The 20,008-nt window shown below is 66.5% G+C and carries 11 protein-coding genes and 1 CRISPR repeat array; of the genes, 9 read left to right on the top strand and 2 right to left on the bottom strand.

The window, feature by feature from the left end; all coding sequences use genetic code 11:
- Positions 1 to 439 precede the first annotated feature (439 nt).
- Positions 440 to 691, top strand: coding sequence for a hypothetical protein (locus ABH926_RS50175; RefSeq protein ID WP_370374509.1), 252 nt, complete (start codon positions 440 to 442; stop codon positions 689 to 691).
- Positions 692 to 1,035: 344 nt separating this feature from the next.
- On the top strand, positions 1,036 to 1,746 hold the full coding sequence (locus tag ABH926_RS50170; protein ID WP_370374508.1) for an HAD family hydrolase: 711 nt from the start codon (positions 1,036 to 1,038) through the stop codon (positions 1,744 to 1,746).
- 132 nt (positions 1,747 to 1,878) lie between these two features.
- Here ABH926_RS50170 and ABH926_RS50165 read toward each other — a convergent pair whose 3' ends face one another.
- On the bottom strand, positions 1,879 to 4,452 hold the full coding sequence (locus ABH926_RS50165) for an aminoglycoside phosphotransferase family protein (RefSeq protein ID WP_370374507.1): 2,574 nt from the start codon (positions 4,450 to 4,452) through the stop codon (positions 1,879 to 1,881).
- Between the two features lie 351 nt (positions 4,453 to 4,803).
- Between ABH926_RS50165 and ABH926_RS50160 the strand changes: the two genes are divergently transcribed.
- On the top strand, positions 4,804 to 5,304 hold the full coding sequence (locus tag ABH926_RS50160) for a prepilin peptidase (RefSeq protein WP_370374506.1): 501 nt from the start codon (positions 4,804 to 4,806) through the stop codon (positions 5,302 to 5,304).
- A 1,165-nt stretch (positions 5,305 to 6,469) separates the two neighbouring features.
- Here ABH926_RS50160 and ABH926_RS50155 read toward each other — a convergent pair.
- On the bottom strand, positions 6,470 to 6,889 hold the full coding sequence (locus ABH926_RS50155) for a hypothetical protein (protein WP_370374505.1): 420 nt from the start codon (positions 6,887 to 6,889) through the stop codon (positions 6,470 to 6,472).
- Positions 6,890 to 6,976: 87 nt separating this feature from the next.
- Between ABH926_RS50155 and ABH926_RS50150 the strand changes: the two genes are divergently transcribed.
- The 6 genes from ABH926_RS50150 to cas3 all read left to right on the top strand — a co-directional run bounded on the left by ABH926_RS50150 (position 6,977) and on the right by cas3 (position 19,873).
- The gene (locus ABH926_RS50150; protein WP_370374504.1) at positions 6,977 to 7,699 is read left to right on the top strand and encodes an SAF domain-containing protein; all 723 of its coding nucleotides are present in this window, start codon (positions 6,977 to 6,979) and stop codon (positions 7,697 to 7,699) included.
- Complete coding sequence (locus ABH926_RS50145; protein WP_370374503.1) at positions 7,699 to 8,469, top strand: hypothetical protein; 771 nt, start codon at positions 7,699 to 7,701, stop codon at positions 8,467 to 8,469. Before ABH926_RS50150 ends, ABH926_RS50145 begins: the two co-directional genes overlap by 1 nt.
- On the top strand, positions 8,466 to 9,623 hold the full coding sequence (locus ABH926_RS50140) for a CpaF family protein (protein ID WP_370374502.1): 1,158 nt from the start codon (positions 8,466 to 8,468) through the stop codon (positions 9,621 to 9,623). Before ABH926_RS50145 ends, ABH926_RS50140 begins: the two co-directional genes overlap by 4 nt.
- 175 nt (positions 9,624 to 9,798) lie before the next feature.
- Positions 9,799 to 11,451 carry an IS21 family transposase gene (istA, locus tag ABH926_RS50135; RefSeq protein WP_370374501.1) on the top strand — a complete coding sequence of 551 codons (1,653 nt, stop codon included), beginning with the start codon at positions 9,799 to 9,801 and terminating at the stop codon, positions 11,449 to 11,451.
- Positions 11,448 to 12,260 (top strand): IS21-like element helper ATPase IstB, encoded by an 813-nt coding sequence (gene istB / locus ABH926_RS50130; RefSeq protein WP_370374500.1) that lies wholly within the window; start codon positions 11,448 to 11,450, stop codon positions 12,258 to 12,260. The genes istA and istB overlap by 4 nt, the downstream gene beginning before the upstream one ends.
- A 362-nt stretch (positions 12,261 to 12,622) precedes the next feature.
- A CRISPR array of direct repeats spans positions 12,623 to 16,798; the repeat unit is 29 nt; unit sequence CGCACCACCTCCGCCTGCGCGGAGAGAAC.
- A 228-nt stretch (positions 16,799 to 17,026) separates the two neighbouring features.
- Positions 17,027 to 19,873 (top strand): CRISPR-associated helicase Cas3', encoded by a 2,847-nt coding sequence (gene cas3, locus ABH926_RS50125; protein ID WP_370374499.1) that lies wholly within the window; start codon positions 17,027 to 17,029, stop codon positions 19,871 to 19,873.
- Positions 19,874 to 20,008: the final 135 nt, after the last annotated feature.

The following is a 20,008-nucleotide window of genomic DNA, read 5'->3' as shown; positions in this document are numbered from 1 at the left end:
AGCCACAGCTCTATGAGCGCTAGCGCCATAAGCCAAAGGTCCACAATCCGCTGCCCGGCTCACTGCTGGCGAGCCCGGCGGACGGTGCCTTGCCGCCGTCAACGAGGGCAGCAGCCTGCCCCCGGCGGACACCCCGCGCTCGACCAAATCTGCCAGCAGCGACTTCACCACGGCGGTGCTCTCCGCAGCGTTTTTCCACAGGACCAGTCGGGTCTTGGTGCCGTCAGCGCCGATCCCGGGCGCGCCACGACCATGCAGTGGTCGCCGATGTGCACCCCGCCGATCATGAGGACCTTGATGTCCAGCCCGGGACGGTCAGCGGCCAGCAACTCAGCCAGCGCGGTCTTTGTCGCCGCGACGAACCGGTGGGAGGCCGCTGACCAGCACGTGGACTTCGCCGTGTCCCCACCCTGGTGCCGACCGGCTCCAGCGTGCAGGCATGCCGCCTGGTCGCTACCCCGGCCAACATCTTCTCCATGATGACCGCCGAGAGCTGGTCTTCGGCAGCGAACGGCTTGTAGGGCTGGAGCTGGACCTCGGCGCCGTCGACGCTGCGCACCAGCGGCCGGGTGACCTGAACCGGCCGGTTGCCCAACTCGACCGAGCCGCGCTTGCGGCCGTGAAGCACCGCAATGCGCCCGGCGTCGTGCTTGCCACGGGGCCTGACCAGCTGCTCGACCTCGGCGTCTAACATCGCCTGTCACCCCGGCGGCCATGCTCATCGCCAGCAGGTCGTTCGGGCCACGGCGGCGATGTCGCTGAATACCCCAGGCAGCTCGAGGGGCAGTTCCGCAGGCCCGCTTGCCGTGTCGGCATCGGCGACCAGGCGCAGGTTGGGTACGGCCTTCTTCACGGCGGTCCCCCGCATATCGGATTGAATGTGGTGTTCCACCCGATCTACCACTTAGCGAATGTCGGTGGGGACCACTATCCAAGTTCCACGAGATCCGGGACGTCCTCCGTGTTTCGTAGATGCAAGCGCCTTACGAGCTGGCGATCGGCCATTGGAGCCTTAAGTGCCGTACGCTCTGTGCCATGCATCGTGTCCGCGCTGCGGTTTTCGATTTCTTCGGTACCTTGACGCCGAGTCGGCCTAAGAGCCTGCGGGATGCGGAGAAGCACGCTACGGCGGACTTGCTCGGGATTCCACGTACGGACTGGATCCGGGCGGTTGACGTCGCGTACTCCGACCGCGTGCTTGGTGTTGACGACGACCTTGCTGCGTTCTTCGAACGGGTTGCCGAAAACGCCGGCTACAGTCCGTCAAAGGAGAGTCTTAGGCAAGCTGTCGCCGAGCGGCTGACGAGCTACGTCTCCGTCTGTGCCGTCCGAGATGACGTGGTTGATGGGCTCTCTCAGCTCAGGAAGGCCGGCCTCAGGATCGGCCTCGTGACCGACTGCGGCATCGAGTTGCCGTCGATCTGGGACGCGCTCCCAATCGCGACATTGGTCGATGCAGCGGTCTTTTCTTGCCGAGAGCACACCCGGAAGCCCGATCCGGCTCTGTTTAGAGCGGCGGCCCGGCGGCTTGAGGTCGCGGAGGAGGAGTGCTTGTACATCGGTGATGGTGGCGGCGATGAGATCGCTGGGTCTGCGCGCGTCGGCATGAAGGCGATTCTGTTCCGACCGAACGACTGGGCTGATCACGATGCATCGGAACGCGCTGTCGGTTGGGCGGGGCCCGAGGTAACGTCGGTGACGGAGCTGGCAGTCCGGCTACTTGGGTTCGGGGTGCCGGACCGCTAAACCAGGATCCCAGCAACTGCTGTTCACGATCGCTGGACTACCAAGCGCCGTTTTCATCAGAAACGCGCTCAGCGCCGGCATTTTCGGCGACGAGGCTAGACTCCACCCTGACCATCAAGCGCTGCCGGAGTGCTAACCGGCAGCTCCCGTGAGGTGCTGCGCCAGGGTATGGAGCCGCTCAACGAGTTGGGCTGAGCCGCCCGAATAGGAGACTCGCGCGAGGGCGCGCTCTGACGCTTGGCGGATGTCAATCTCGTCGAGCCCCAAGATAAGCATGAGCTGCTGGGCGAGAATGATAACCGTCGGGTAAACGTCTGCCTCCTCGAGGCCGGCTGCCCCACGACGTGCGGCGTCAACGGCGGTGCGAAGGTCGCCGTTCCGCGCTTCTAGGAACGCCTGGTAGACCGCAGCTCTCGCACGTCCCGATCGGTATCCGACGCGTTCGAGCTCGTCGAACGCGGTGTTGAGGGCCGCCTGAGCCTCGGCATACCGGTCGAGCTGTGTGAGCGCGACAGCCATGGCTGTGTAGCATTTCCCGATCGAAGTGCGGGAGCCAATGTCCGTGTTCGCTGCAAGGGCCTCGGCCGCGGCATCGAGTGCTGCGACCGGATCTGTGAAAGACAGCGTTTCGGCCTTGAGGGTGAGGATGTTGGCACGCCCTACCCGGTTGTCGATCTTCTGAAAGTCGGCCTCGGCGCGAGCCAGATGAACCCATGCCTGCTCGAAGTCGCCCGTGAAGCGGTACCCGTTTTGCATGTACGTTTGGATCGTGGCGCGGGTCCCGTAGTCGTCTACGGGGCAATCCCGGAGAATCTCTGCGGCGCGATCGAGCCCCTCGCTGAACCGCCCACGAGCGATGTCGAGGTCAACCATCCAAGCGCCGGCGCGCCAGTGCGCGGATCCGTTGGCGGCATTCCAGACATCCTTGTAGAGCGCGTAGGCGTCCGAGGTCTTCCCGTCTACACGCAAGACGTTTGCCGTATCGATCGCGCCGCGAGCGCCCGCGAAAGTGTCTAGCGGCCAATCGGTACCGTCGGTCAAGGATCGGGCACGAGCGCCGTCTCCAAGCAGTCGTGCCGCTTCGATTTCTAGGGCGAGCGCCGCCGTGGCCAGGTCAGGATCGCCGCTACCACCACGGTCGACGAGATGATTTTCCAGGTCGAGCCGAATGCCATCGCTGGCCTGCCGTCCGCCGACCTCGAAGGCCCGGTCGGACGTCGTCAGCAACTGCTCGCCGTCCAGGTCGCCAGCGATGAGGCGGTAGTAGATGCTTTCGCGGAGCGCGCGGCCTGGGTCCGTTTCAGCTGTGCCGTCGCCGTCCGTCTCTTCAGCGCGCCGTGACCAGATTGCCGCCAGCCGAGTCGCGATGTCGTTCTCGACGGCGCTGGGTAGCCGGCGTCGGAGCTCGGCCCGCATGAGCTGGTGGAGGCGGCAGCCCATTGAGCTAGCCGGGTAGACGAAGGAGTACGAAGTCACGGACTCCCAGGTCAGTCGGTCTGACGGAAGCGAGTAGGCATTCGCCAGTTCCCTGAAGATCTCGAAGTCGAACGTGCGGGCGGTGCTGAGCAGTTCCAGGAGCCGGATCTCGTTGGCTGAAACGTGTTGCAGGAACCGCTGCAAGATTTCTTCCCTTGAACCGATGGACAGCGTCGACTGACCAGTATGAGTTCGGGTGTCGATGGCCAGGTGGAGGTAGAAGGGCACGCCTGCGCTTGCGTCGGCGATCATGGCCCTTTCCATCGGGTCGGCAATGCCTGATGAGGTCAAGAGCTCCATTCGCGCGTCCATCGGGAGCGCGTCGATTCGTGCATAGCGGACGACGCTGGACCAGTCGGTGTTGTGCTGCTCCCACGCCAGTGGCTCGCGACTTGCGACGACGACGAGAAACTTGTCCAACTGGACGACCAGATCTCGTAGCCAGACGTCGGCATTGGAAGCACGACCAACCCGTACGGGTTCAGGGACAAGCGCCTCGTAGGCGTCGATGAACAGCACGAACGACTGCGTTCCGAGGTTCTCACGCAGGTCGGCTGCGAAGAAGTAGGTGATTGCGTCGACGAGTTCCGAGTTCCCGAGGTCATCAAGACTCTTAAGCCTCTCGTCCTCGTGAATCCGATAGCGCTGGCGGGCCCGGTGCTGGGCCTTTTTGATGATCTTCAGGATGGTCATCGCGGTCCCGAAGACAGGTGTTCCGGTTGCCGCGTCGAGGACCGTCGTCAGGATCGAGCCCTCTTCGACGAACGGCAACTCCGCTCGGCTGATGTGCAGGTGAGGATGCAGACGCTGCCAGAGGACTGCATAGGCGATATCAAAGCGGTCGAAGCGCAGTCCTTGACGCCCGAGTTCGCGGCGAAGCGCAGCGAGCGCAGCCTCCTGTTGCCGCATGGCCGGGACCTGAAGGTCAAGCAGGGCGGTTCGGGCTTCGTCTTTCACGGACTCCCGGAGTTCCTTAAGGAGCCGGGTCTTGCCGATCCCGCCGACGCCCACGAGGTCGAGGACGCGAACCGCGTCCCGGCTCCGAGCCTGCTCCTCGCGGAACGCAGCGAAAGCCGTTACCCGGTCGACAAAGGTTCGAAGTTGCGCTCCGGCTCGATTGAACCTTGGCTCCACCGGCGTCGTCCCCCCTCGTGAGAAGAGGCGAGCCAACAGCGTGTGATTCAGGCTCGCCTTGAGTCGATTATCGCCGTTACCGAACTTTGACGTCAAAGCTCTGTTTTACTCGAAGCCTGGTCATACACCAGCTGCGGCGGCCCCAGCCACGGCCGCCGCCATCGGCGTCGATCGTGTCTGTGCCTGTGTTGTCCGGCCACGTGGGGCGTATGCCCGCGCGGGCTGCTCGAGATCTCGCCAGCACGAACCGCCGACAGCTGGGACCATCCCTACCCACGTGGGAATCGCTTCAACCCCTTGATGTCGGCAGCATCTCCCTCACCTCGAAAGCGAGGCGAGCGTGACGACACGGCTGCAAATGCCCAAAACTAAGCAAGTTAGTTATATTCTGGTGCGAGCTATCCTGGTTCGGTTTGGATGCCGCGATTGTTTCGCAAGGTGTTGGTGATGTGCACAGGCGTCGGCGCGGTTTTCGCCCCCTTATTGCTGGTTGAGCACCCCGCTATGACCGCTCTGCTTCCTGCCTATCTGTACTTCGTCGTCGTCGGCGTACCGATGGCGGCGATCGACGCTACTACGGGGAAGCTGCCGGACTGCTTGACGCTGCCCTCTTATCCTATCCTCGTCATTTTGCTTAGCGTCGCCGAGGCTGCGTCCTCGAACCAAGGATCGATGGAGCGGGCCGCCGCAGCTGCGGTCGTGCTCGTGGCCTTGTTCTTCGTGGCGGCGTTCATGCGCGGGGTGGGGCTGGGCGACGTCAAGTTGGCCGGCCTTCTCGGGCTGGTTCTTGGTTTTCGGAGTTGGACGACGGTCTACGCTGGCATGCTCGTCGCGTTTGTACTTGCGGCGATCTTCATCGTGTTCTCAAGCGCCCGTCGTGGGAACTACGCGCGTATCCCTCTGGGGCCGTTCTTGGTGGCCGGGGCCATGGTCGCGATTCTTCTCTAGGGCGGCCAGAGGCACGGTTCGCTTGCTAGCGCTTACCTGCTCATCTCACTAATTAACTCTTTCGAGTGGTGTTAGCGTTTCGCACCTTTTGCCGCATTTATCAATGCACTGAAGTAGTGATCATCAAGTTCTCGAGTCGGCGCGGCTCGCGTGGATACCTGACTCGGGAGGATCGCTGTGGCGGGGAAGGATGTTGTTCGTGCAGGCTTCGTTGCATGTGCTCTGACCGTGTTGACCGCCGGTTGCGGTACTTCGTCACCGCCGCCGCGGGCTACGGCGACGCCGTCGACGGCCGCCCTGCCGACTGACCCGGCGTCGATTGCGAGCCGGGATGCACTGGCCGCATACGAGGGGATGATGGCGGACTGGACGGCGGTGTCGAAGACCTCGAACTACCAGGATCCGACGCTGACGCGGCATACCAGCGGGGCTGCGCTGTCGCAGCTCGTGAGGACTGTGGCTGCCGCACAGGCTGAAGGCGTGGTGAGCAAGGGCCAGCCTGTCGACAGCCCACGAGTCGTGAAGTTGACGCCGGCAGGAGCTCCGACTGAGGCGATTTTGGCGGACTGTGCTGATGGGACCTCCTGGCTTCAGTACAAGACCGACGGGACCCAGGTTCCAGGCGTTGGGGGTCGGCACGCGGCTGATGTGCAAGTTGATGACATCGACGGCGTGTGGAAAGTCACCAAGTTCGTGTTCCATCCAGCAGGGACATGCTGACCTCGGTGGGGGCGGTCGCGATGGTCCTCGCAGCCGTGGTTCCGGCCCCTGTGCCTTTCCCGACGACATCCGGCCCCGCCAGTCAGCACTCCAAGTCTGCGGTCATCAGCGACACGTTTGCCGAGGTCGACTGTCAAAGCACGGAATGCGACCTGGGCGCGGGTGTTGGGCCGGCCGCTGGCAGCGCTGCTGTGGCGCACGCGGCCTCCGGGACAGTGCAGTCGCCGCGCCCGCTCTGCCAGTTCAGGCCTGACCCGAGCTTTGTTCCGCCGCCGACTATGAGCCCAGCTGACGCGCACGCTGGTGAAGCTGGCTCCTGGATGTTGAGACAGTGCTCTGGACCCGCAATCGACGTGATGGGCAGGGCCTCGACGCCGACGGTCGGCGAGGTTGTCTGGGTCCCCAAGGCGGCTCCTCTGACACCATCCGCCCTCGCCCAAGTCGCCTACAAGCAGCTGAAGCCTCCGACTCCGACGCTCGTCTTGAGCCCACCGAATACGCGACCGGAACTGGTCGGGATGCCGCTGTGGCTCTCGATCCCCGCTGCATCGTGGGCTCCGGTGACCGCGAGCGCGTCGGCGGGCGGGGTGTCGGTGACCGCGACCGCGGAGCCGGTGTCCGTGATGTGGTCGATGGGCGACGGTGGGAGCGTGACGTGCCGTGGGCCTGGGACGCCGTATCCATCCGATCCGTCGGTGCATCCGCCGCTGCTGTCCTCAACCTGTGGATACACGTATGAGCGGCCGACGGCGACGCCACGGGACAAGTCCTTCCCGGTGACCGCGACGGTGGATTGGCAGGTGACGTGGTCGGGGACCGGGAACAGCGGCGGGACTTTCCCGAACCTTCGAACATCGTCCGGCACGCAGGTGCAGGTTGCCGAAGTTCAAGCACTCGTCACCAATGTCTCAAGCTGACGCGATCGACGACGAAGAAGACACAGGGCACGTTCATGACCACACAGACCACGCGTCCGGGCCAGGCCTCGCCTGACTGCACTGCGCAGGATCCGTCCCGCCCCGTAGGCAAGAAGCAGTCGAGAGCGGGGTTGCTGTCGGCGCCGCGCAGGATGCAGCTGCCGTGGGCGATCGGTGGCGGTTTGACGGTCGTTGCGACAACGATCGGCTTCTCCGCGGGCTCGGGACTGCTTAGCGAAAAGTCGCCTGTGCTTGTGGTCGCGGAGCCTCTTGCCGCAGGCCAGACGATCACCTCCGACGCGCTGCGCAAAATCCCCGTGGCTGCCGACGCGGGAGTGGGGGCTATCGATGCTTCGCTGGCCTCGAAGGTGATCGGTCGCACTGCTGCGGTTCCGCTGACGCCGGGAACGCTACTGAACGTCTCGGACATCGGGAAAGCGACGTTCCCGCCCGCGGGGCAAGCCGAACTGGCCGTGGCGCTTCGGGCCGGCGCCTACCCGCTGGACCTGGCAGCCGGTGATCGGGTCCAGGTCGTCATCGTGGGCGACAGTCAGCCGGCGGTGACGACGACGAATCCTGCGACAGCCGCCCCGGCGCCGGTACCGACGTACGCGGTGGTGACGAAGGTGGGGAGAGTCGACGGTCAGGGCGGAGTGGTCGCCGATCTGTTGATGGACCAGAACTCGTTCCAGAAAGTTGCCTCTGCCGGTCCGTCCGGAGTGTCTGTTGCCGTTCTGCCGCCGCTGGCGGGCAACTGATGTTGTTCGCGGTGGGATCGTGGCGCGGCGCGCCGGGCGTCACAACGACCGCGCTCGCGCTCGCCGAGTCCTGGCCCGGCCCGCAGCGTGCAGTGGTCCTGGAGTGCGACCCGCGCGGCGGATCCGTGGCCTGTCGGTTTCTGGTGCCTGGGCCGCGGACGATTGAGGCCCTGGCTAGTGCTGCCAGACACGGCGGGGATGCCCGGCTATTGGGTGAGCACGCATGCACGACGTCGGCCGGAGCCGCTGTGGTGACTGCGCCGGAGGACGGCGAGCGGTTGCGTCCGCTGATTGCGGCGCTTGCGAAGCCGGGCGGGCTGCTGTCGACGGTCGCTGCGGATTCGGAAGCTGCCGTGTTCGCCGACTGCGGACGGTTGGACCCGCGTGACATCGAGACGCGTGCAGTGCTGGCCTGTGCCGAGTCGCTGATTCTTGTAATCCGGCCGGTGGTCGAGCACGCCCTGGGGCTCAAGGCTGTCCTCGGGCAGATTAAGCAGCTTCATCGGGACGTCGGGCTGGTGCTGGTCGGGTCTGGCTACTCGCCAGCCGAGCTGACGGAGCTGCTGGGACTACCGGTCTGGGGCACGTTGCCGCTGCTTCCGACTGGCACCACGTCCAGGTTTGCAGACCGGCTACGGCGAGGCCCTGCTCAGATCGCGTTCCGAGAGGCCTCTGCTGGCATCGGGAGCGCGCTCATCGAGCGACGGCTCATCGACGGTGCCACACCGAACGCTGCCCGTATCGCTGAAGAGGTAGGAGCTTCTGCGTGACTGAGATCAACCTCAAGTCGGAAGCCGGAATCGGCTCCCAGATCGCCACCTCAGTCGGCCTCCGAATGGCCGAGTTGTGTCAGGAAGAGGAAGAGCTGACGGGGCGGCCTGTTCCTGAACAACGCCGGCGGGAGATGGTCGCGGCGATCACCGAGGACGAGCTCGGGACGCACGCCAAGCGATCGTTGTCGGTTGGGGCGGAGTACCTGGACGCCGAGGCGGAGGGGCGGATCGCCGGGCAGGTGGTCGACGCGTTGTTCGGCCATGGCGGATTTCAGCCGTACTTGGATGATCTATCCGTCGAGAACATCAACTGCAATGGATGTGACAACGTCCGCTTGAAGTTCTCCGACGGACGTCGGGCGGCTGGGAAGACGCCAGTCGCAGCCTCCGACGCCGAACTGATCGAGCTGATCCGCAGGCTCGCCGCCCGCCCGGGCGCCGAGGAGAGACGGTTCGACAAGGAGAAGCCGAGCATCAACCTTCGGTTGGGAGACGGCTCGCGCTTGTTCGCCGCGATGGGCGTGTGTGATCGTCCTACTGTCTCAATTAGGCGTCATCGCTTCCCTGACGCTTCGCTCGCCACACTTCGGGATCTAGGCACGCTCGACGACGTGCTGTACGAGTTCCTGCAGGCTGCCGTCCGTGCGAGGCTCAACATCCTTATTTCTGGCGGGCCGGGCCTGGGTAAGACGACCATGCTCCGCGCGCTCGCCTCGGCGATCCCGCCGGACGAGCGGCTGATCACCATCGAAGACGTCTATGAGCTTGGGCTGTATCACCCGGAGCAGCATCCCGACGTTACTGCGTACCAGGTCAAGTACCCGAACACTCAAAACGTCGGCGGTATCAACCAGGCGGAGTTGGTACGGATGGCGCTGCGAGGTTCGCCCGACCGCGTAATCCTGGGAGAGATCCGGGGCGAGGAAGTCGTATCGGTATGCAACGTCATGTCACAAGGCATTGATGGAAGCATGGCCACGATCCACGCGTCGGATTCACGCGGCGCCTTCGGGAAACTCGCCTCCTACGCCGCGCAGGCCCCAGAACGGTTGTCCCAGGCATCCACAGCTCTCATGGTCGCCAACTCCGTCCATCTGGTGATCCAGCTGAAGTGGTCCAAGGACAACGAGGAGGTGAGTCTGAGACTCTGAAATGGACCCAGTAAGGCGTCTGATCTGGCCCCGCTGGGTGTGCAGGGCGTGACCGGTATGAGCGTCTGATTTGGCTCCGGGGTGGGTCACTCGTTGGGGTCGGGTCCGTCTTCTATGTGCTTGCTCCGGGTAGACCGGCTGGCGTTGTCGCTGTCGGGCTGCGTGGAGGGGCGGATTGGCGTCCAGGGTGGATCTGTTCTTGGCGATCCGTTTCGATCACGACGCGGGGATGAGTGTGCGGGGGCTGGCCCGCAAGTATGGGGTGCATCGGCGCACGGTGCATCAGGCGCTGGCCTCGCCGTTGCCGCCGGAGCGTAAAGCGCCGCAGCGTAGCGCTCCGGCGTTGGGTCCGTGGAAGGCGCAGATCGACGCCTGGCTGGTGGAGGACTTGTCGGCGCCACGCAAGCAGCGGCATACCGCCTCAAGAATCCATGAGCGGCTCATCGCCGAGTGCGGGGCGCAGTTGTCGTATTCGATCGTGCAGCGGTATGTGAAGCGGCGGCGCGTGGAGATCAGGGTGGCGGTGGGTTCCGGGCCGGGGGCCGGGTTCGTGCCCCAGACGCGCACGCCGGGCGCGGAGGCGGAGGTGGACTTCGGGGATGTGGCGTTCGTGCTGCGCGGCAAGTTGGTGACGGCGCGGATGTTCGTGATGCGGCTGTCGTTCTCGGGGTTCGCGGTGCACCGGGTGTTCCCGGCCGAGTCCCAGGATGCGTTCCTAGCCGGGCATATCGCGGCCTTTGAGGTGCTTGGCGGGGTGCCGACGCGGCAGATCCGCTATGACAACTTGACCGCGGCGGTGAACAAGGTGCTCGTCGGGCGCAACCGTGTCGAGCAGGTGCGGTGGACGGCGTTTCGCCAGCACTACGGGTTCGACGCCTTCTACTGCGCCCCCGGGATCGGCGGAGCGCATGAGAAGGGTGGGGTGGAGGGCGAGGTCGGGTATTTCCGGCGGCGGCATTTCGTGCCGGTGCCGAAGGTGGAGTCCCTGACCGAGTTGAACGAGCGGTTGGCGGTGATCGACGCCAACCAGGCATCTCGGGTGATTGCCCGCCGCGCGGCCACGGTCGGTGCGGACTTCGACGCCGAGCGGCCGTTGCTCAAGCCGTTGCCGGCTGAGGGGTTCCAGGTGTTCACCGACATGCATCTAAGGGTGGATGACCATGCCCGGATCGGTATTCACACCAACTGGTACTCGGTGCCGGCTTCGCTGATCGGGGCCGAGGTCCGGGCCCGGGTGCAGGCCGATGTGGTGACCGTGTTCCACGGCGGCCGGCAGGTCTGGTGCCGGGAGCGGATCGTCGGCAAGCGCAACGATCGCCTGGTGCTGGACGACTATCTGGAGCTGCTGCTGCGCAAGCCCGGGGCGCTGCCCGGCTCGGTGCCGCTGGCCACCGCCCGCGCCGAGGGTGTGTTCACCGACGCCCACCAGGCATGGTGGGACGCCGCCCGCGCCGCACACGGCGATGCCGAGGGCACGCGGCAACTGATCGAGGTGCTGCTGGCCCACCGGCACGTGGCGCACCCTGACCTGGTCGCCGGGCTTACCGCGGCCAAGGAGTCCGGGGCGTTCACCGCCGACGCCGTGAAGATCATCACCAGGCGGATCGCGGACGCGCCCACCGTGGCCATCGACACCGGCGGCAAGACCGGGCTGCTGCTGCCCCTGCCCGAGGCAGCCGACAGCACTGACGCCGCAGGCACCCACGACGCGCCGCTGGCCCCGGTGATCCAGCTGCGGCCCAGGCCGCTGCCCACCTTGGGCGCCTACGACGACCTGCTGCCCAACCGGCGAACCGACACCGGAACCGACACCGGAGGCACCCCGTGACCACCACCGCCACCGCTCGCACCCGCGACGAACTCACCGACCAGGCCGCCACCGCCAGCATCGACGCAGCCTGCCGACTGTTGCGCCTGCCGGTGATGCGCGACCGGCTGGAAGACGCCGTGGCCACAGCACTACACCACCAGGCCGGTTACAAGACCTTCCTGGCCGACCTGCTGGCCGCCGAATGCGACGAGCGCGAAACACGCCGCAAGATCCGCGCGGTCAAGGCTGCGGCATTCCCCCGCATCAAACGCGTCGAAGAATTCGACTTCACCGCCAACCCCAACATCACCCCCGCGGTCGTGCACACCCTGGCCGGCGGCACCTGGATCCGCGAGGGCCGCCCGCTATGCCTGATCGGCGACTCCGGCACCGGCAAATCCCACCTACTCATCGCCCTGGGCATCGCCGCCGCCGAAGCCGGACACCGGGTCCGCTACACCACAGCCGCCGCCTTGGCTAACGAACTCGCCGAAGCCGCCGATGACAAACAACTCACCCGCACCATCGCCCGCTACACCCGCCTGGACCTGCTCTGCCTGGACGAGCTGGGCTACTTGCGACTGGACCGCCGAGGCGCCGAACTCCTCTTCCAAGTCATCACCGCCCGCGAAGAAAAGTCCTCGATCGCCATCGCCTCCAACTCCACCTTCACCGAATGGTCAGCCACCTTCACCGACCCCCGGCTCTGCGCCGCGATCGTCGACCGCGTCACCTTCAACGCCACCATCATCGAGACCGGCACCGACTCCTACCGGCTCAAAACCACCCAGGCCAACCGCGCCCGCACCAAGGAGACCGGACGATGAGCATCGTGTCCTGCTACATCATCGTCAACGCCGACACCACCGTCGAGCAGGACTTCGACCACCACAGCCGAATACAGATCACCACCAGCGACTACAGCAGCGTCCACCTGCTACTTCCCGGCAACCACGCCGCCGCCACGACCTTCCTCAACAGCCTGATCACCGCCTGCGCACAGCTGGTCGACCACGTCCAGCAACCACCCGAACACGACACCGTCAAGACTGAACCTGCCGGGGCCACATCAAAAGCTCACGACAACCCGGCACACAGCTCCCAACCGGGGCCGCACGAAAGGCTGAACCGGGGCCAAACCAGTAGACGAAACTCACTTGATGAAGTGCATGATCCCCATCCACAGCAGCGAACCACCTCCGCCTGCGCGGAGAGACCGCCAGCAGCGCCCAGCCCATCCGCCGGCTGAACGAACCACCTCCGCCTGCGCGGAGAGACCGCGGCGGCCGGCGCGCCGGGGGTCCGGTTGGTCGAACCACCTCCGCCTGCGCGGAGAGACCAGCAGAAAAGAGGCAGGGCTGATGCGGATCCACGAACCACCTCCGCCTGCGCAGAGAGACCCCGGCCGCCTTGGCCCGCAGCCAGTCCAGCGGCGAACCACCTCCGCCTGCGCGGAGAGACCGGAAGTCGAATTCCCCGGCACGCTCGCGCGTACGAACCACCTCCGCCTGCGCGGAGAGACCTCGGCGAACTGAGCCTGGAGCTCGGCGTAGTTCGAACCACCTCCGCCTGCGCGGAGAGACCCACCTCACCGAACACCAGATCGCCGGCCACGGCGAACCACCTCCGCCTGCGCGGAGAGACCGGCGCCACCGACGCCTGCACCACCCTCGACCCCGAACCACCTCCGCCTGCGCGGAGAGACCGAGGCGATCATCCGGCATGACACCGGGGACAACGAACCACCTCCGCCTGCGCGGAGAGACCGAGGCGATCATCCGGCATGACACCGGGGACAACGAACCACCTCCGCCTGCGCGGAGAGACCGACAGGTCGAAGTCGGTACGGCGTTCGGTCTGCGAACCACCTCCGCCTGCGCGGAGAGACCACTCGGCCCCCGTCCGCACCTCGCGGCGGGGGCGAACCGCCTCCGCCCGCGCGGAGAGACCTTGGTGGGCACGTCCTTGTCGTCACAGAGCATCGAACCACCTCCGCCAGCGCGGAGAGACCCGGCTGAATCCGGCCACCCCACCGTCGCCGAGCGAACCACCTCCGCCTGCGCGGAGAGACCGGGTCCACGCCGAGGGTCAGCAGGCCGGAACTCGAACCACCTCCGCCTGCGCGGAGACACCCGCATAGGAGAGGCCCGATGGCCCTGCTCACTCGAACCACCTCCGCCTGCGCGGAGAGACCCGTCCCAGTCGGTCATCGTCCCCGCCCTGCGGCGAACCACCTCCGCCTGCGCGGAGAGACCCGGGTCATGTAGTTCAGCCGTCCGCGGAATGTCGAACCACCTCCGCCTGCGCGGAGAGACCAGGGTACGCGGCATCGTAGGCATGGCGGCGTGTGAACCACCTCCGCCTGCGCGGAGAGACCTCGGGCAGCGACGGCATCCCCTCGCGTTCCGGCGAACCACCTCCGCCTGCGCGGAGAGACCGCGTTCCTGGCGCTGGCCGAGATGCCCGCGGCCGAACCACCTCCGCCTGCGCGGAGAGACCAAATGGATCGTCACTGTCGTCAAGAATAAGGACGAACCACCTCCGCCTGCGCGGAGAGACCGTTGGCGTGCAGACCCAGGGCTCGGCGGGCGGCGAACCACCTCCGCCTGCGCGGAGAGACCGTCGACGACGACCTGCCACGCCCGGCCGTGGACGAACCAACTCCGCCTGCGCGGAGAGAACACCGCCTGCGCGGCCGCTGACCGGCCGCCGGCCGCACCACCTCCGCCTGCGCGGAGAGAACTTCTGGACGACGTCGCCGAGGCCGTCCAGCGCCGCACCACCTCCGCCTGCGCGGAGAGAACAACCTGATGCAGGCCCTGCGTCAGCTCGATGACGCACCACCTCCGCCTGCGCGGAGAGAACGCCCTCGACGGCGTCTCCGCCCCCACCGGCGCCGCACCACCTCCGCCTGCGCGGAGAGAACGAAGCGGTAGGACGGTGGACTCGAACCACCATCGCACCACCTCCGCCTGCGCGGAGAGAACACACCGCGGACGGGGACCCGTCCCCCGCGCGCCGCACCACCTCCGCCTGCGCGGAGAGAACCCGGACTACGACGACCTCATGGCCAGAGCGGCGCACCACCTCCGCCTGCGCGGAGAGAACTTGGTGAACGACCGGCCACCTTCGACCAGGTACGCACCACCTCCGCCTGCGCGGAGAGAACCTGATCGACTCGCTGTCGTCGTCGACGTCGAACGCACCACCTCCGCCTGCGCGGAGAGAACGCCCGAGATCACCGGCGTACCGCACGCCTGCGCGCCCCACCTCCGCCTGCGCGGAGAGAACTCACGGATTACCGGAGCTTCGCAGCGCCCCTCCGCACCACCTCCGCCTGCGCGGAGAGAACAACTCCAGGCGAACAATCTGCGCCCCGAATTGCGCACCACCTCCGCCTGCGCGGAGAGAACCCGCCCCGAGGAGAGAACATGAACAGCCTGGACGCACCACCTCCGCCTGCGCGGAGAGAACGAAGTCGAGCCGGCCGGAACCCTCCCGCGCGTCGCACCACCTCCGCCTGCGCGGAGAGAACCATCAGCGAGCTCGCGACGTCGCCAATGGCGCCGCACCACCTCCGCCTGCGCGGAGAGAACTGGCGCCGGGAACGTGAGCGCCGAACAGTAGGCGCACCACCTCCGCCTGCGCGGAGAGAACCAGCCGCACCACACGTCCCTTGCCTGCGTCGACGCACCACCTCCGCCTGCGCGGAGAGAACAACAGCGGGTTCAACCCGCAGTACGCGGAGAGCGCACCACCTCCGCCTGCGCGGAGAGAACCGATGGAGCAGCAGCTATGGCAGCGGCTGGGCCGCACCACCTCCGCCTGCGCGGAGAGAACAGCGCATCAACCCTAAAACCGGCGAGCCGATCCGCACCACCTCCGCCTGCGCGGAGAGAACGTTGCCGGGCCGATCAGCAGGAAGTTCGACAGCGCACCACCTCCGCCTGCGCGGAGAGAACCAGCTCGTCGACCTCACTCACCGCCGCGCCCCCGCACCACCTCCGCCTGCGCGGAGAGAACTTCGGGCAGTTCGCCGAGGCGCAGCTCTCGAACGCACCACCTCCGCCTGCGCGGAGAGAACCGAGCGCCCGCCGTCTGAATGCGGCTCGCTACTGCACCACCTCCGCCTGCGCGGAGAGAACGGGTGGGCGCGGCGGCCGACCACAGACAACGACGCACCACCTCCGCCTGCGCGGAGAGAACGGCCGTCGTCGCCTGCTGCGCCGCCTGAGTGGCGCACCACCTCCGCCTGCGCGGAGAGAACCAGAACATCACCGACGCGCAGGCGAAGCGGGACGCACCACCTCCGCCTGCGCGGAGAGAACGACCACGAAGACGTCGAGGTGCCGGGCGAGGCCGCACCACCTCCGCCTGCGCGGAGAGAACGACCACGAAGACGTCGAGGTGCCGGGCGAGGCCGCACCACCTCCGCCTGCGCGGAGAGAACGGCACCTACCAGCCGATGACGGGTTTCACCGGCGCACCACCTCCGCCTGCGCGGAGAGAACGAGACACACGGCGGCGTGCACGGCGACAACTGCGCACCACCTCCGCCTGCGCGGAGAGAACACCGGCGATTTCACGTCGCGCTACGGTGGCAGCGCACCACCTCCGCCTGCGCGGAGAGAACTTATTGCTGCCGTGTGTACGCGGCGAGTAGTGCGCACCACCTCCGCCTGCGCGGAGAGAACCCCTGATCCAGCGTCGCCAGGTCCGACAGCATCGCACCACCTCCGCCTGCGCGGAGAGAACGACCGGCCCGGCACCCTGCGCGGCCAGGACGTCGCACCACCTCCGCCTGCGCGGAGAGAACCAGGCCGGGGTCTACGCGGGCGGCTTGGCCAGCGCACCACCTCCGCCTGCGCGGAGAGAACAAGGGTGGGGATCTCGGTCATGCTGCTCGTCCCGCACCACCTCCGCCTGCGCGGAGAGAACTTCTACGCCTCGGTAAACCGCACCGCGATCGACGCACCACCTCCGCCTGCGCGGAGAGAACAACAACAACGTCGCCACCGCCCGCACCGCCGCCGCACCACCTCCGCCTGCGCGGAGAGAACCCCGCCGAGGACACCCCGAGCCTCATTGCCCGCGCACCACCTCCGCCTGCGCGGAGAGAACGGCCTCGGTAAATGGCTCCCACTGGCCGTAGCCGCACCACCTCCGCCTGCGCGGAGAGAACGGACTCGGCGACCTGCGAAGTCTCCGCGACGACGCACCACCTCCGCCTGCGCGGAGAGAACGCCTCACGTCGTACTGTGTGGGGACGCGCCTACGCACCACCTCCGCCTGCGCGGAGAGAACGCCGCGGTCGGCCGGGGCGGCGGTCAGCCAGACGCACCACCTCCGCCTGCGCGGAGAGAACCCTTCCCGAGCTGCGACGATTCGCTGGCGTTATCGAATCGCGATAAAGGCTGCCAGCAAGAAGGGCTCCTCTAGCAATCAGGTCGTGTCGGGTTCCGGCAGAATACCGTGGCTCCTGTCCTGGGGCGGATCGCGTGCTTTGTCAGTGGGCTCTGTTTGGCTTGTGGTCTGCCCGGTCCCGGGTGGTTTAAGTCCCGGTTGTGGCCGGCGGCGCCGAAGGAACACCAGCGTGCAAGATCAATCTGATCCGGTCGCTCAGGCAGGCAGTCCAGCTGGCGTGGTGAACGTCTGCCTGTGGGGTAAGCATCGCGAGCTTCCGGGACCGTATCCGCTGGTGTGTCACCTGCTGGATACTGCCGCGATGGCCGGGGCCTTATTTGATACCTGGTACGACTCCTCGAGGGCTGTTCGTTTGGCCGACAGTCTCGGTGTGCCATCTGGCGCTGTTCGTGAGCTGGTGATGTTCTGGGCTGGGCTGCATGACATCGGAAAGGCCACACCGCCGTTTCAGGCGAAGGTGCCTGAGCTGTACAAGGAGCTCACAACCGACCCTGGCTTCGCCACAGAGCGGTTGACGGAGGAGGAGCTCAGGTTCGGGCACGACGATGCGACGCTGTGGGTGTTGGCCGAGGTGCTTCCGCGCTTGGGCTACCCGGCCGGCCGGGATGAGCTGGCTCATGTGGTGGCGCAGTTGCTAGGTGGGCACCATGGTCGGTTGCACCAGCCGCTGGCGCATGACGAGTTGCGGCGTCCGCGGGCGTACAAGGGCGCCGCGTTGGGGGCTGGTGGCTGGGAAGTGCAGTGTCAGGCTCACGCGGCAGCGCTGCGGGGGGTGATCGGTGGTGGCGCGGGTTCGGTGCCGGAGTCTGCGTTGCCCGGTGCGGAGATCCCGGGGCTGGCTGGCCTGGTAGTGGTGGCCGACTGGCTCGCCAGCCAGGTGAGTTTCATCAAGCCGCGCATGCCCGATGCCGACTGGGAGGCGACCGGGCCGCAGTTGCAGGCGCACTTCGATCAGGCTGTGCTCGATGCTCCGGCTGTGGTTTCCGCCGCGGGCCTGGGCCGGGCGCGGTTTCGGGACATGCCGACGCTGGCGGAGTTCGGCGAGCGCTTCGGGTTCGAGCCGAACCTGCTGCAGTCCTCGCTGATTGAAGGGCTCGCTGAGCAGGTTCACGGTCCGGGAATGCTGTTGATCACCGCACCAGCTGGTGATGGCAAGACGGAGGCGGCGCAGCTGGCAGCGCTGCGTTTCGCACAGGTCGCCGACGCCGGGGGAGTGGTGTTCGCGCTGCCCACAATGGCGACGACCGACGCGATGTTCACCCGGCTGTCAGGCTTTTGCGACGGACGGAACCTTCTTGAGTCTGCCTCGATCGGGCTGGTGCATGGACTGTCGTGGCTGAACAGCGACTTCGACAAGCTCGCCGAGGCCTCCGTGTCGGCCAACGCCACAGCCAGCGACGTGCAGGTCGCTGCGTTCTCCTCGGAGTGGTTGCGGGGTGGTCGCCGGGGCCTGTTGGCGGCTGTGGGGGCGTTGACCATCGACCAGATCCTGGCCGGCGTGCTGCCTGTGCGGCACAACCTGCTGCGGTTGTCGGCGTTGTGCGGCAAGGTCGTGGTGATCGACGAGGCACATAGCTATGGGCCATGGATGCACGCGCTGCTGCTGCGGCTGCTGACCTGGCTGGGCGCGATGCGGGTGCCGGTGGTGGTGATGTCGGCGACGCTGTCCGGCCGGATCGCGCACAGCGTTGTGGACGCCTACCGCCGCGGCGTGCTCGGCGCGGGAGCAGGTGTCTTGACGCCGGTCGCGGCCCCATACCCGGGTTGGTTGTTCGTCGACGGGATCAGCGGTGAGGTAGGCAAGCCGGTGACGGTCGGCAGCGCGCGGGCGCACCAGTTGCAGGTCGAGATCGCAGCGGTGACGCGCACCGGCGGTGAAAGGGACCGGCTGAGCTTCATCACCGAACGCCTGGCCGGCATTGCCGGAGACGAAGGCGGCTGCGTCCTGGTCTGCTGCAACACAGTGGCCGAGGCCCAGCAAACGTTCGAACACCTGAGAAAGGCGCTGAACGCTGCCGGCGGCGAACCGGTCGAGGTCCGGTTGCTGCATTCACGCCTTCAGGCCCTGCGCCGTAAGACGGTTACCGACGAGGTGCAGTTGGCATTCGGCAAGCCCGGAAACGGCGGCACCCGTCCGACGCGTGCGGTGCTGGTCGCGACGCAAGTGGTCGAGCAATCCATCGACTTGGACTTCGACCTGGTGATCAGCGACCTGGCACCGATCGCGCTGCTGTTCCAGAGGGCCGGCCGGTGCCAGCGCCACTTGCGCGCCACGCGTCCGGCCTGGGTCGGGAACGATCCGAGGCTGGTGGTCCTGGATCCGGTGAACGGCGACGACGTGTACGAGCTGCCTAGGGCGTGGGGCTCGGTGTACTACGACAGCCTCCTGCGGCATACCCGTCGGCTGCTGAAAGAGCACGAGGGTGCCGCGATCGAGGTGCCCGAAGGCGTGCAGGCTCTGGTTGATGGCGTTTACGGGGACGTGTTCGCTCAGCCGGGGAACCTCTCCGACAAGACTGGTCTTGATCAGTGGAAGGCCGACCTGGAATACGCTGGCGCGGTCTTGGCCGAGAAACAACTGGCCGGGAACATCATCATCAACGAGCCGGAGCCCAACCCGACAAACCTGTATTCGGAGTTGTGGAAGACCCGCGACGAGCTCGACGAGGACCTGATCGTTACACGTCTTGGCGCTGACAGTGCCCGCGTGCTGCTGGTCTACCGACAGTCCGACGGAAACCAGAGCCTGGATCCAGCGGGCAAGATCGCGTTGTGCCAGCCACTGACAGCGGCCGGGGTGCGCACGCTCATGGAGCACAGCATCCCGGTCCCCAGCAGCTGGGTCCGCGGTCATGCCTCGGTCGTGGAATGCCCTCCGGCGTGGGAGCGGAACGCGTTGCTGCGCGAACTGGTGCTGCTCGAGGGACGCACGACTGCCAGCGAAGGCTGGCGCGCCGACGACAGCAGCCTCCACTACCACCCCATCGTCGGCTTGCGTCACGCCCGGGACCTGTGACAGTTCTCAGCAGACGATCAATTGTTTTAAAGCAGACTAACTCGGCTTTCGCCGTTTTCGCAGGCGTGATGGGTTGCCCCTGATCGGGCGGTTTGCAGTGGTTGCGGGCTGAGCGCCCCGGCGACGAGAGAAGCA

The sequence above is a fragment of the Catenulispora sp. GP43 genome (assembly GCF_041260665.1).
In the GTDB taxonomy this organism is placed as follows: Bacteria; Actinomycetota; Actinomycetes; order Streptomycetales; family Catenulisporaceae; genus Catenulispora.
The sequence above is the reverse complement of the archived record's forward strand: the minus strand, read 5'-3'. Positions and strand labels throughout refer to the sequence as shown.

Coding starts and splice junctions, on each gene's coding strand:
- ABH926_RS50175 (WP_370374509.1), top strand. CDS start 440: ATGCCGCCTGGTCGCTACCCCGGCCAACATCTTCTCCATGATGACCGC.
- ABH926_RS50170 (WP_370374508.1), top strand. CDS start 1,036: ATGCATCGTGTCCGCGCTGCGGTTTTCGATTTCTTCGGTACCTTGACG.
- ABH926_RS50160 (WP_370374506.1), top strand. CDS start 4,804: ATGTGCACAGGCGTCGGCGCGGTTTTCGCCCCCTTATTGCTGGTTGAG.
- ABH926_RS50150 (WP_370374504.1), top strand. CDS start 6,977: ATGACCACACAGACCACGCGTCCGGGCCAGGCCTCGCCTGACTGCACT.
- ABH926_RS50145 (WP_370374503.1), top strand. CDS start 7,699: ATGTTGTTCGCGGTGGGATCGTGGCGCGGCGCGCCGGGCGTCACAACG.